Here is a 14,219-nt window from a genome sequence, read left to right as displayed (position 1 = left end):
TCTGCCTTTTCTGAATTATTATTGTATTTGTATTTGTATTTGTATTTGTATTTTTACTATATGGCTTCGGGTAGAGTGAAGTTATACAGCTCCGCTAACGTAAACGGGTTTTTCTGAGTCAAAGGAGTGATTCGCAAGCTCAGATCTCTGCCTGATACTTTTATATCACTCACGAAGCTACCGTTATGGGTATTTGTTAACGTTGAGTCACCAAATAACCGATAGATAGCCCATTGACCATTCTTGCTCAGTACATGTTGTTTACCTTCGTCTGTTACATCTTGAATTGTTATACTGATATTGAAATCTCCATTTTGAGGAGGCCACTCAAGTTCACGAATTCTGCTGGGACCATGGTAATAGTTGATATTTGAGTCCGCTATTTTTAAGCTTGCTCTGATCGCACTCGAATCCAGATCAAGTACCTTCGCACTAAATGGAAGGTACAAACGGTTTGTACTCTTGTTGATTAGTGTATCTCTGATGACATTGTAATTTCTTAACTGAACAAGTAGTTCTGGTGAGAGAGGCATAATTTCACCTTCTACTTGTTTTGGCGTCCATAGGTTTGTGTCATAAAAAGGAGCGAAATTTTTATCGATAAATGCATCAAGCAAGCCTCCCGATGCGAAAAGCAGCTCAAAGTCTTCGATCGAAATTTCTTCTGTTGCACTTAGATCAAAAGGGTACCTTCCTAAACCTAACTCTTTGAACTTAGAATAGATCTCACTATACCAAAGAGTCTGTATTCCTTTTGATGATTCAGAAATCATCACGGACCAGCTCTGGTTAACTACGTCTAAAAGCCAACTTCTTACTGGCTCAGGAGATTTTTGTGCAATTTGTTTTAAACGAATCAGAGGATCGGCATCCGTACTACTCATCCGGTGTTGTGCTGCAGACAACGCTGCCATTTGAGGGTCCGGTGCGTCTGCTATATCTTTCATATACGTACGAACTCTGCTCAGTGCAGTTATCGTTTCATCCCATGGTGTAGGGGAGTTTGGGGTTTCGTTAATTTGCAATTGATTCAAGATGTGGAAAGCTTGTTCAACTCTTTTCATTAATAAGTAGTCAGGCTTTACAACTTCTTCAACGAGTTCTGGTGCTGCATTTACGGCACCAGCAAGTTTAGGGTTAACCTGGGCCATTAATGCATTCTGTTGTCCAACCGGGGAAAACTGAGTGTTTGTATAAACTTGTTTTAGAACGGTTGTCATAGGAGAAGAGGGACCAGAGATCAGATCAATGGCGTTAGTAATCTCCCCTATATTGTTATAACGCTTTACTTTTAGTTCGCTTAAAGCATTTCGCCAATAACTGATGTAGTCATCCGTATATTTTTTTCTTACTTGCTTCTTGAATGTCTCTTGTTCTTTGTCTGTTGGGATTACGTGGTTTGACAAACCCAATACCCAGTTGTCGGTGATGACTTGTTGCGACATTAAATCGACGCGAGGGCGGTAAAACGTACTGAAGCCTGTAGATGTGTAAACTTTATCGATTTCTAATCGTTGAGGATCCAAGTTGTCGTTGAAGACATTATTAAAGTCGAAACCGACTGCTCGCTGTAAATTCAAAGTGCCTAAATCAATGTCACCTGCTTGTTGTAACAAGCTGGCGTACACAAGATCTACATTTGAACTAGAGAGTAGAGAACGTCTTGTCGCACGCACCATATTCATGTTGATCGATACAGGTTCAAAATCAGTGCGGAAATATGCGTCCAAATATTTCATCACTGTCGTGATCGTGTCTGGTTGATCACTGAGTTTTTGGAGCGTTGACATCGTTTGCTGACGTAGAAATTTTATCTCGCGTTTTGTAGGATCATTCAACATTAAGTAACCTTTTAGTAAAGGCAGTGCATTATTAACGTTGTCTTGATTTTGTGTTAGTTGCAAACGATAACCTTGCTCAATTACTGGCATTAAGTGGTTTCTAATTTGCATTATGAGGGCGTTATAAGCGATTTTCGTACTTTCATCGAGACGACTTACATTCATATTCACAAGTTCATTATCTAGCGCTTGTGAGCCACTAAGCCATGCTTGATAAGATGGTTGTACAGTTTGGATCGCACTTGAAAGAGAACTTTCAAAAGAATTGCCTTTTGGGTAAGACGATTGTGAATCATCTATACCAATAAGCTGACTAATCACTCTCAGGTTGTCATCTAAAGTCGTTGAAAACAGGTAAGCACCACTACCTAGTAAAATAATGGAAGCTGCAACGGCTAGACGGCTCTGCCTCTGGATCATCCTAAGGTAAGTCTTGTTTTCACCTGCGAAATCAGATTCAGGCAGGATCTGAGAGTCCATTAAGAAACGCGTAAAATAGGGCGTTTCTGTTAACTGAGTATGTTCCGACGCAATGATCGGCAAGTTAAAGTAGTTGCTGCAACTCTTAGCTAATAGGTTGTATTTTCTACCACCTTGGATATTCGATATAAAAAACACTTCACGGATATCAAGAGAATAAGACCCAGTATTGAGTTCTGAAAGTCGTTCTATCACAGAAGCAATTTCAGACTGACACAATTCGAATTGTTTAGGGAATGCTAATATGGCTTGCTTCTCGTTAACTTCATTAGAGTGAGACGACGAATCTAACGCATTGCTCTCCATTACTTTTACTAAATTACGGAAGCTATCATGGTAGTACTCAACAAATACACCTTTAGCTTCCTTTAATGGAATTGATAGAAATTCAACCGAGGTCTTTAAAGAACTAAAGTGTATGTATTCCTTAAATCCTTCTAGCTTGTCGAGCTTAGACATCATTAAATATAAAGGGATCGCTGAAGATGTTTTTTCACTTACTGATTCTAATCGATGGTTAAGCGCGGTTAACGTGTAATCGATTTGTTCGGTTTCAGAGACAATTAGAAATTCAAAATCGATAAAAAACAAGCAACCAGAAAATGGCTTTCTAGGCTTGTGTTTAATGACCTCATCTACAAATGTGTTCCACAGAGCGCTATCGTTACTTGATACTTCTTGAAACAATAGGCGTTGATCCGGTTTGATATACACGGCGGAGTCTGACTCATACCATTCGAAAAAATCATTCTTTGCAGTACGAGTCTGATCCATTGGCTTGATTGCACTGGAGTTAAGTAGAAACTGAGTTCGACCCGCGTATTTATTGCCAATCATTAAATAGATTGGCTTTTTATTGGAACCAGAAAGAAGCGGACGGATGACCATGGCTAATGCTTCTTCTTCTGTTTCCAGCTTTAGGGCTTTAGTGTTGTTTTTCTTTTTTAGCCACAACGTTACCTGAAACAACGAATAGAAAATTGTTATAGCACCTAAAGCAATCCATAGGTAAAACTTGTCTGTTATATCTAGCCAAAGGATATAGATTGCAGCGATCGTAGCAGCAAGAAAGAGGAAAATGGCCGTTGATATAACAACAGGGTTCCTCATTAGTTTGTGTTTTAACATAAGCCTATTTCGTTGTTTTGAGTTTGTTGTAATACCGAGTCTTAAGACGGTTTTATGAGTTTTACGGTTTATTTGCTGACAGATCTGATTCTAAGGTTTTTATTTTGTGTAAATAGACGTTCAGTATCCGAAGAGATTTCTGTAGTTCTTTTTGTTGTTGTTCTTTTTCTGCATATTCAATGCGGCCAATCAATGGAAAAAGAGAGTTACTGTACTCATAAGCTCGTGCTGTCTTTTTACTTTCACTTCCTCTAATTACATTCGCAAATACAGTCCTGGCGTTAGAAAAGCGTCGGTGAAGTTGGGCGTAATCTGTGTTTAACTTTTCTTGTTCATTGGTGAACTCTTGGCGTAATCGTAGAATAGAAGACGAGTCCGGATACAGCTTGGTCAAATCAAGCGTCAATCGGTCTAAAATATCGATCTGATACACTTTGATTGGATCGGCAACCCAACCTTTCATTAGTGTGTCTAATTGGTTTACGACATTAGGTCTAACATCTTGAGAAATAGGAGCATATTCATATCTTAATGAATGTGCTATTTCATTAAGTTGTGAGATATCAGATGTGATGATTTGTTTAGTCAGATCTTTTAGTTGGTATTGCTTATAAAAGAAGTGAGAGGACAATGCTAAAGCAAGAAATCCGGCTAACAGGTAGACGACTAAATAATTAGAGGGTGTTTTATCGTCGACTTTCGATGTTGTTGCAGATTGCTTATTTGACACATCAATTTTAATGGTTGATGGTTGAGCCACTGGTGTTGGTTGTTTATTTTCTTCTGGAGCTCGGTACTTTCGTTGATTCTCTGCTTCGCGCAGGTTTGCTTCGGTCTCTTTATGTTCATCAACCCATTGCTTTAAGATTCGACGTACCCCACCTAATGAAGGTGCTTTTATACCGTAATGTAGTCTTAGTTCTTCTTCAATTCTCATACATAAGCGATGGCAAGTTTCGATCAGCAGTACGTCGTCGGGGTTTGTTTTAATCGACTTTATTCGTTTTTCTGTGTGTTCAACCATCCAGTCTATCGCCCCAATCCTTGCTTTTGATTTTGTAACTTCTGGATATGCGGTAAACCAATAAACGACGCATAAGTCCAGAATAGAACTGAGTCCTTCAGCTAAACCTTTTAAGCCATCATTATGTGTTGCTGCGACAGTAAAGTAGCAACTACAACGGAAATCTTTGCTGTTTTTCGAAAGTATCGTTTTTGAAAGAGACTGAACCTTTTTCCAAGAGACTCTCCCTGTCACCTTATTAAGGTTATTAATTTGACGTTTTATCTCTGTAAAATCATCTAATGCGTTTGGGTTAGTTCCGCTAGGCTTTTCTTCGTCAATAGGCCGTCTTGTGAAATCTGAGGAGAACATAATCTTGATATCCAACTGTATATATAACGAAATCGAAATTTAGCGATAACTAATAAATTTAGCCTCGCTTGTTTTTTATTTATATTTTTCAAGGATTCTATAGTCAAACAGCATAATTTGAATGTTAAAAGATTTGAAAAGTTCTTAATTTCAGCACTATGTGACGTTATTCACAAAAAGATCAAAAATGTAACAACTTACGACTAGGCTTTATAAAATTTCAGTGATGAAAGTCACATTTATGGTCTTTTTGGGGAGAGATAATATGAATCTAACTATTCCTACGTGTGGTTCTTTATTGATTAATAATTACTCTTGTCAATGATTGCATAAATATTAACTAACACTAAATTAGAAAAATGCTGTAAATGATTATGCTATAGGTTAAAGATAAAAAAGTGGCATGTTAGGTTTTTTGAATTTTGTAAATGCTAATTTTCTTGTATTGAACAACCTTCTTTCTTTGGATGGTTGTTGGTCGTTTGATTTTTCAATTATTGATAGTTTTGATTTTATAAATGAATTTTATTTGTAATTATTCGTAATGCATTTTCTTGTAGATATATCGTTTTTTTTGCTAGTTATAATGTCGTAAATGGCGGGTGTGACCGTCTCCTTATTGTAAAAGACATAATACTTGCTATCTTGCGCATCTAGTTAATATATGGATGAACTCAGAGGGAAGCATGCGAAACCTAAGTCAAATCGGTCTAATATCCACAATGTGTCTTTTTTCGTCCATCGCAATCGCGAAGGGTGAAAGATATGGTGGTTCAGTAAATATGCTGAGCATAGACACTATAGAATATGAAGAAGGACCGAGTGGCCAAGTAGATGCTCTGCGTTACGGGTTCGTCCATACACGTCCAATTGATGAAAGTAACAACCGATGGCGTTGGTGGCTAGGTTTTAATTATTTGGCTGAAGACGACATCGAAGCTCCAAAGAATGGCGTTTATAACGAGGTAACCAATTACGAATTTCGTATTGTGCCTCAGTATGCTTTAGGTAGCTGGTCGGTGTTCACACCTTATATAGGTGCAGGCTTGTCTTTAGGTTACTCGCAATACTCAAACCGTTGGAAAGTTGACGACCAAGGCTTTCGTTCCGGCGAACAACTTGAAGATATCGATCAATTTGAAGCTGGCGCTGTTGTGACTTTTGGTAGTGTGATCAAGTTAGGAAGTAACCCAGACGCTCATTTACAAATAATCCCGCAAGCTTCATACATCTTACCTTTTTATAACGAAGGTCTAGGTGGTGTCGAGTTTAGTGTTTCTCTTCTGTTTTAAAGGCTATTCATGCGTATAAATCAATTGGTTTTGGTGATCTCGAAGTGCCCTGAAGAATATGTTGGAGCTAAAAGTATCGAGATGCCTGAAGAAGGTGGATCTCTAGGGCGAGAAGCAGGTTGTACAGTGACTTTAACGGATCACAACCGATTCATATCTGGTACGCACTGTCTATTGAGTATATATGGAGACACTTATTACATTAATGATGTGAGTACAAATGGCACATTGGTTAATGGTAATAAGATCCTTAAGAATCAGCCAGTCTCATTATGTGACGGCGATAGAGTGTCTTTGGGACAATATGAAGTGAGTATTTATCTTGAGTTGGTAACGACTTCATACGACATAGCTTCTGAAATAGCACCAGAAAGAGATTCAACAGACCCTTTAATGAACTTGGAAGAGTCCGTTGTTGAAGAAGAGACAGAGGCAGGCACGCTAGAAGATCTCTTTATGGAAACGAAACCTGATGGTGTTGAGACCCATGATCCCGTCGAACACTTAAAATTCTCAATGCAAAGAGATGATGACTACCTTGTTAGAGACGAAAGCAACGATAAAAGCCTTACGAAGTCATCGACAGAACATCAAAGGCAAGTCGTTGATGACAGTCTGAGTATCCATTCTGAGTTTGACCTTCCTAGTTTGATTCCTGAAGATTGGATGGGGATGGAAGAAGAACAGCAGGCGAACCTGAAAGCTAAAGATGTCGCCGATGATCAAGCTAAGATATCGAACCGTTTAAAACCAGCAAGCGTTGAAGGTTCAGATCTTAAGTCAGATACACCTAACGGCAGTTCAGGGACTCTCAAAAATAAACTACCAGAAGTGCCACCTGTCACTATTATACCTCATTCTACAAACATACAGAGCCATAAGTGGGAAGAGGTGACACAAGAATTTGTCTCTCATACCGAACCCCAAGAGCAGCCTGTTGAAAGTGAGAGTAGAACTCAGAATAATATCGCATTGAGTGAAACTTCTTACGAACATGAAAATGTAACACATGCATTCTTTGAAGGACTGGGTGTTGATTTAGAGTCTGACACGAAATATGACGCTCTATTTTTTAAACAAATGGGCGCTTGTTTACGATTGTGTATCGATAATTTGTACAAAGATTTACAGAGTGTTGAAGAGCTTACTGACGAAAGTTCATTTGCCCACAATGATCTTAGCCTAACTACATTGATGTTAACGCTAAATAGTCAAAATCTATTGGCTCCAAATGAGCTAATTGAACAGATACTGGATGAACTTAGCGAGCACGATACCTTATATGCGAAGGCAATTAACGATTTGGTATTGGAGCAACTAAAAGCGAATGATCCTCAGCAGTTTGCAAACACTTTAAGCCAAGAGACACGCTTCCTTAGTAAGTCAAAGCTATGGCAAAAGTACAGCGAACATTATGAGCAGAATACTCGACAATTCAATGAGTCGACATTTAAAGCGTTGATGAAAGACAGATACAGTAAGGTTGCAAAAGCTGATCATGCGTAAACTTATAATCCCCATTACCTTGTTTCTATTATCAGGTTGCTCTATGTGGGAGCAATTTAAAGAATCATCTGGAATTACACCAGAAACATCTTCAATTGAACTCGTGATAGAAGCGTCAGAACTTCTCAATGTACGAGAGCAGGGACAATCTTCGCCGGTCATTCTGAGAGTTCATGAACTCACTTCACCTGTTTTATTTCGTAGTTTGGATTTCTTTGCTCTATTCGAAAATGATAAAGCGTCCTTAGGTGATGAGTATATTAAACGATATGAATACCAACTGCAGCCGGGCGATGAGCTACATGAGATTTTAGAGTTAGATCCAACGACGCGTGCATTAGGTTTTTCTGTGGCATTCAGAGATATTGATGGCTCGTCTTGGCGGAAGGTTGAAGTGATCGAAGAAAAAAGTGAGTACTTTCTGAGATTAAAAGTAGAGGGTAGTGAATTATCTTCGAACAATACTCGCGGTATTGAACAGACGTATTTTTAAGGAACTGACGAATGTCTTTATATAACCCAGTTGTTTGGCAAGATGGTATGTTCATGAAGCCTCAACACTTTCAGCAACTCGATAGGTCTCAAGGCAAGTTATCTAACATGCTTAGCTCTAATAGCTCTCCCTTACACTGGGGAGTGAAAAAAATTGAGATTAACACTGAGCTACTGGCACTTGGCAAAATCGGGATCACACGAGCAGAAGGTATCTTACAAGACCGTACTCCATTTGATTTACCGCTTCTTGCTGAGCTTCCAGAAGTAAGAGATGTTGACCCTTCTATTGCGGATAAAGTGGTGTATTTATGCTGTCCACTGCCATCAGAACGATCTGAACTCTTTGGCGGAAATGGAGACGGTGCTCGCTATAACATGGAAACCCAAGAAGCCGTAGATGCATGTTATGAATCAGAAGATATGGCAAGTATTGTGGTGGGTAAGCTTAACTTTTTCTTAATGTACGATCATGAAGATAAGAGCGCATATACATCAATTCCCATTTTGAAAATTTCGGAAGTGAAGCCAGACGGAAGCATCATTCTGGATGACAACTATATTCCGACGTGCATTGATATTCACGCATCTACAGTTTTGAGCAAGTTCGCGACGGAATTCGCGTCAATGCTTAAACACAGAGCCGAATCGATTGTTCAGCGTTTAGGTGTGGTTGACCAGCAGGGCGTATCGTCTGTTGCTGATTTTATGTTGTTACAAGCCTTGAATCGTTATGAGCCGTTGTTCTGGCATTTTGCAAGTGTGGAAGGCGTTCACCCAGAGTCATTTTATCGGATCCTGTTACAAGCGGAAGGTGAATTATCTACACTGTGTTCCGCATCTCGTAGACCACAAGAGTTTACAAAATACAACCATAGCCAACTGACCGATTGTTTATCTCGTACGCTTGATAGCGCGAAAATGACATTAAGTGTTATGTCAGAACAACGTGCAATACCTTTAACATTGAGAGAGCAAAGCTACGGAATTCGAACTGCAGCAATTCCAGACAGTAAAATTGTCGAATCTACGACGTTTATTCTTGCTGTTAAAGCAGACGTACCGCTTGATATTTTACATACACAATTTGTGAGCCAAACTAAGATTGGTTCGATCGACAATATTCGCGATTTGATCAACTTACAATTGCCGGGTATTGAAATGAAACCAATGCCAGTCGTACCTAGAGCGTTGCCTTATCATGCTGGCTATACCTATTTTGAGCTTGATAAAGCGAGTGACGAATGGAATGCATTGAATAACACGGCAGCAATCGCTGTCCATATTGCTGGCGACTTCGCGAACTTATCACTACAGCTTTGGGCTGTACGTTTATGAGTTACGCCGAAAACGACGTCACCGTAGTACTATTTCAACCAGAACCAGGCAAACCAATGGAGGTTATGCCTGCACCTGATTTATCTAGAAATATTGCGGTAAGAGACCTAAACGTCGAGAGCATGGGGGTTAACCCGTTGGTCGATCAGTTTACCTGGTTAATAGCCAGTCTCTCATGTATGTCTTCGATTCCTTGGTTGGACGATCCTGGCCCTTTTAGAGAACAAGTTGCGCGAGAAATTCGCAAAGGTGAACGAAAGCTCAATGAAATGGAGTTGGATCGGGCATCAATATTAGTCATACGCTATTGCTTATGTGCTGCAATAGATGAATCTGTGTGTAGGCAAGAGTGGGGGGCAAACAGCCATTGGAGTACCAATAGCTTATTGTCGGAGTTCCATAACGAAACATCGGGTGGCGATAAGTTTTTTACTATTTTAGAGCGCTTGAAAGCTGATCCACGAAAATACAGACACGTTATCGAATTCCTTTATTTATTGCTTCAACTTGGGTTCAAAGGCAAGTACGGCCGAGAAGAGCGTGGTAACGAAAAGCTTTCAGAGATAGGAAACACAATTTATCGCTTAGTCCGAGACGAGCGTTTAGCCGAACAGGAAAAAGTAACGTTAGTTAACTTAAAGGCGAAGTATTTAAAGAAACCGCTCAAACGCGTTATTTCCCCTAAGTTGATTATTGGCGTCAGTACTGTGATCTTTGGTGTTATGTATGCCGCGACTTACTTGGTCATTGACCTAAAATTTCAGCAGTTACTGGATGTTTATCAATAGCATTAGATTTAATTGTGAGATCTTCTGTCCGTTTTTAAAAATAGACTCGAAGTAACAGTCTCATCCTTCATTTTCACTGCGTACTTAGAGAGATTGCAGCCTGCGATCTCTTTTATCATACATCTATTGGAATTTAATTGGATTTACTATGGGCGTAACAGTTTGTGCGAATGGACTCAGCGTAGTTCATCAAGGCTCAGGAGGAGAAGCGAACGCAACACTCCCTGATGTTTGTTTAACAACAGTCGGCAAACCTGTTGTTCCTATCCCTTATGGTAACAATGCAAAGTCTGCCGATTTAGCGGGAGGCACCACGACTGTCTCTATGGATGGCGGTAACAGCATTGCTATTAAAGGCAGTAAATTCAGCGCCAGTACTGGTGATGCCGGTGGTGATAAAAAGGGCGTAGCTTCTGGCACTATTGAAGCCGAGGCCGAATTCATATCAGCTTCTCCTACCGTTAAGTTCGAAGGTGTCGGTGTATGCCGCCTTTCTGACCAGATGACTATGAACAAAGCCAACACCATGTGTTTAGGCGGCGCGCAAAACCCTTCGGTTTCTGTAACTGAAGATCAAGAAGGGACGTATACGGTTGATTTAAAAGTCACTTATGACGATGGAACAGGGTTCCAGGCTCCATACCAGTTAGTTGATAGCGGTGGTTCTAGCTTTGAAGGTGTTCTTGATGAGAAGGGAGAAGCTAATGTCAGCGGTATCACTCAGGGCACTTTTCAAATTGAATATGGAGAGGACATTAGAGATTTTCAGCCTGATATTAAATATGTCAACACAAACCCATATTATAAGAACACCTTTGACCCTCATAAGTTGATCGAGAGTACTAAAATAGGTCAAGTAGGTTTCTGGGAAGCTGCCAAAAATCAATCTTCAACAGTTGGCAGTTGGCTCTGGGGCTTTATTGTAGGGGATTTTAATAAAGATCCCACAACTGGGCAGATAATGTTAAATACATTACTTGGTGTTGTCCCAGGAATTGACCAGGTTCTCGATGCAAGGGATATAACTGCAAACATCTTGTTCCTTAGCGAAGAAGAGAATCAAAACAGCCAAGAAGCATGGTTAGATTTGGCATTGTCGGGTATTGGCGCAATACCAACTTTGGGTTCAGTTTTAAAAGGAGTTGGAAAGGCAGTAAAGTCAGATAAATCTCGTGATGATGTTTTTGCTCTTGTTAGAGAATATGGTAAAGGTGATGTAGATAAGTTCTTAACTAATCTGGATTGGAATGTTATTAAATATGAAGTCTTACAAATCATCTCTGAGGCGATTCTGAGTTTCGCTGATGTATTAGACGAGCTAGCCAAAAAAGCATCTTTCTTTGGCTACGATGAATATGCGCTGGAAATTGGAAATTTTAAATCTCAGGTTGAAGCCGTCGAAAAGCAGGCACACCAACATATTCCTGATGCTTTAATGTTTCTGAAAGACAAAGTCGATATGAGCCTTCGAAGAGGAAAATCTAAATCGAATGCTGGCTCACAATCAGATAAAGGGTCCGCTGAGGCGGGCACACATGATGATAAAGTTAGCCAAGAAAAAAAAGAGAAGAGGCCCGATGAATGTTGGTTATGCGATAAAAAGGTTGGAAAGAAAAAACAGAGCGACTCCGCCGCAAATTATTGTAAAGAAAAAGGATTTAAAGGTAAGTACTATATAAAAAGCGACAGTGAATTTGGGTTTGTAAGACGTGGAACAAAAAAAAACAAACACTATCCTTGGTTGTTTTTGAAGGAACATAATGAAAGAGTTAGTTCTTCCCCTTATATACATCCGTTGTATGCTAGATGTTATGACAAGAACCCAGATGGCAAAAGATATCGACGGCCTCAACATCTTTGGGACAAGGCGGAAGCTAAAAGAGAATTTGTTAAAGCTCAGGTAGATGGCTTACTAGAACAAGGGCAACAGTTTTCAATAGGTAGTATTTTAGCTGCCCACCACATTATTACAGTTGATGAGCTCAAAAATAATTCGATTTTGTATAAAAAGTTATCTGCTCTAGGCTATGAATTGAATGATTGGCACAATATTGTTGTCTTACCAACGATTCCAGAATTAGCATGCTTCTATGAGTTGCCTTTGCATAGCGGTCCACATCCCAACCCCTATACAATTAATGTGAGAACTCAGTTAAGGTTGATTTCAGATGCAATACAGTCATCGTACTATTGTGATAAATCTGCAATAAAAGATATTAATGGTGAATTAAACGAGATTAGTAGCGACATATATGATGATATCATCGAATTTAGCAGGAATGGCGCACTAAACAATAAGTTCCATAATACTTATGATAGCGGTGGAAAGGGGTGTTGTAATCAATTAACACATGCGTCAGTTACAGCAACTAGCGAAACGTGTAGTCATAGGTTGAATTCAAATAAAAGCAAAGAATTACACCATGACTTCAAAGTTACTAGAAATGGCAAACTAAAACGTCTGGCCTATAAAGGCAAAATTGTTCCAAAATTAGGTTTTTAAGTATGAAATACTATTTAATGTTTGGTAGATTTGAAGAAGGTGAAGGATCATTTTCTGAGCAAGAACCTCTGCAATTGAACTGCTACCAAACTAAATTTAAATTATTTACCCATAAACCGGTTGTTACGGTTGATGATTTCTATGAAGAGCGTGGTGTATCAGACTTTTTGAAAATCGCACTCGGATTTTTGGCTAGTAATACAGTTCAAGAGGTTTTTGAAACTAAGGGCTTTAAAGGCGTTCAATTCCTGCCGGTAGAAGTTCACAATGAAGGTAAGAACTTAAGTTATTCATTTATGAATTACGTAGCTAGTTATGATTTACTTGAACCAAATGCATCTAAAGCGAAGAGGTTTAAGGATATTTATGGTGGGTACGGACGAGTTTCTGATGTATTTATAGACAAGAGTAAGTTTACTGGAGAAAAAATTAAACATGACTGTTTTACGTTATCAAATTATAAATTGGCTTGCTTTGTAAGTGATGATGTTAAATCTGCTCTAGAGGCTGCTGGAGTCACTGGAATTGAATTCATACCTATGGAGTTTGCATGATTGAACAGAAGTTTAAGCAAGACGGTTTGCTTTCTGCGACAAAGTCTGATTCATTATTTCCCAAAATACCGGATTTGGTTCTAGTCTTTTTTCCTTCACCAGGAGTCTTTGTAAGAGATACCTTGAAAGTACCGGATGGTTTTAAAACTGAAACAGCAACTTATTATGAAGCCGATGGCGAGCCTTTTGAAAATATGCATGTTTTTTTGCCTGCAGTCTTACAAAGCCAATATGATACGGGAAGAAATGATTCTGGCATTGTTTATAGTAAAGAGTCGCTTAAATTTGAGTCAACGCTGATTCAAGCTTTGTTCGAGCAAACACCAGCAGTGATTGAACATCGTTTAAGTTGATCTAAAAACGGGTCTGATAATACGTTTCCGCTTCTATTCGATGGTCAAGCTTGTCTATATAACAAAAAGTTTGATCTCTCAAAGTGGAAGAGTGCTCCACTTGAAGAAAGACTAATTTTCAAACTGGAAGAAGATTATGGCTTGGTTTTTATTCACCAAAGCGTGATTGATTTACTTAAGCAACATGTTAAAGATGTTTGGGTTAGAGACGTTTAAATAAATCGCTGTCAGGCGCTTTTTTATTTTCAGGCCTAAACCACCTACTTCAGTAGGTGGTTATCATTCAGTTTGGTTTTGCCTGTAGTTCTACCCATGTTAAATGCTCCCTTGATTTTTAGCGAAGTCAAAGAGGACAAATAACATGAGCAGATATAATCAAGCTTCCCACGTATTTTGGAGATGTCAATAGGCTTTGCTTCCTAAATCAGGGAACTAATGCTTAAAGCTACGATCAGATCATCTAAGTTCACTCACATACTTAGAGCAATGCCAAAGCCTCGCTACAGAACAACTAACTGGAAACAATATAACCAAGCCCTAATCAATCGTGGTTCACTGACATTCTGGAT

The 14,219-nt window shown here is 39.2% G+C and carries 10 protein-coding genes; 8 read left to right on the top strand and 2 right to left on the bottom strand.

Annotated features, from left to right (window positions below; translation table 11 throughout):
• Nucleotides 1–56: 56 nt before the first annotated feature.
• Complete coding sequence (gene tssM, locus AB4133_RS09140; protein WP_372224254.1) at nucleotides 57–3,449, bottom strand: type VI secretion system membrane subunit TssM; 3,393 nt, start codon at nucleotides 3,447–3,449, stop codon at nucleotides 57–59.
• Nucleotides 3,450–3,510: 61 nt separating this feature from the next.
• Nucleotides 3,511–4,824, bottom strand: a complete 1,314-nt coding sequence (locus AB4133_RS09135; protein WP_372224253.1) for a type VI secretion system ImpA family N-terminal domain-containing protein — start codon at nucleotides 4,822–4,824, stop codon at nucleotides 3,511–3,513.
• A 686-nt stretch (nucleotides 4,825–5,510) separates the two neighbouring features.
• On the opposite strand from AB4133_RS09135, the gene AB4133_RS09130 reads away from it, so the two are divergent.
• The 8 genes from AB4133_RS09130 (at nucleotide 5,511) to AB4133_RS09095 (ending at nucleotide 13,650) form a co-directional block, all read left to right on the top strand.
• Nucleotides 5,511–6,116, top strand: a complete 606-nt coding sequence (locus AB4133_RS09130) for a hypothetical protein (RefSeq protein WP_029235799.1) — start codon at nucleotides 5,511–5,513, stop codon at nucleotides 6,114–6,116.
• A gap of 9 nt (nucleotides 6,117–6,125) precedes the next feature.
• Entirely contained in the window at nucleotides 6,126–7,622 is a 1,497-nt protein-coding gene (gene tagH / locus AB4133_RS09125; protein ID WP_372224252.1) for a type VI secretion system-associated FHA domain protein TagH, read from the top strand.
• Nucleotides 7,615–8,115, top strand: coding sequence for a type VI secretion system lipoprotein TssJ (gene tssJ / locus AB4133_RS09120; RefSeq protein WP_029222546.1), 501 nt, complete (start codon nucleotides 7,615–7,617; stop codon nucleotides 8,113–8,115). Before tagH ends, tssJ begins: the two co-directional genes overlap by 8 nt.
• A gap of 11 nt (nucleotides 8,116–8,126) precedes the next feature.
• Nucleotides 8,127–9,452 (top strand): type VI secretion system baseplate subunit TssK, encoded by a 1,326-nt coding sequence (gene tssK / locus AB4133_RS09115; protein ID WP_017062572.1) that lies wholly within the window; start codon nucleotides 8,127–8,129, stop codon nucleotides 9,450–9,452.
• Nucleotides 9,449–10,240, top strand: coding sequence for a type IVB secretion system protein IcmH/DotU (gene icmH / locus AB4133_RS09110; RefSeq protein WP_017062571.1), 792 nt, complete (start codon nucleotides 9,449–9,451; stop codon nucleotides 10,238–10,240). The genes tssK and icmH overlap by 4 nt, the downstream gene beginning before the upstream one ends.
• A 148-nt stretch (nucleotides 10,241–10,388) precedes the next feature.
• A complete protein-coding gene (locus tag AB4133_RS09105) occupies nucleotides 10,389–12,743 on the top strand; it encodes a PAAR-like domain-containing protein (RefSeq protein ID WP_372224251.1) in 2,355 nt (784 codons plus the stop codon).
• Nucleotides 12,744–12,745: 2 nt separating this feature from the next.
• On the top strand, nucleotides 12,746–13,297 hold the full coding sequence (locus tag AB4133_RS09100; protein WP_371714321.1) for an imm11 family protein: 552 nt from the start codon (nucleotides 12,746–12,748) through the stop codon (nucleotides 13,295–13,297).
• Nucleotides 13,294–13,650, top strand: a complete 357-nt coding sequence (locus AB4133_RS09095) for a hypothetical protein (RefSeq protein ID WP_371714322.1) — start codon at nucleotides 13,294–13,296, stop codon at nucleotides 13,648–13,650. Before AB4133_RS09100 ends, AB4133_RS09095 begins: the two co-directional genes overlap by 4 nt.
• Nucleotides 13,651–14,219 lie beyond the last annotated feature (569 nt).

Origin of the sequence: Vibrio sp. 10N.286.52.F8, assembly GCF_041468745.1 — a bacterium.
GTDB lineage: Bacteria > Pseudomonadota > Gammaproteobacteria > Enterobacterales > Vibrionaceae > Vibrio > Vibrio crassostreae_C.
This window is presented reverse-complemented; position numbering and strand designations above follow the sequence as displayed.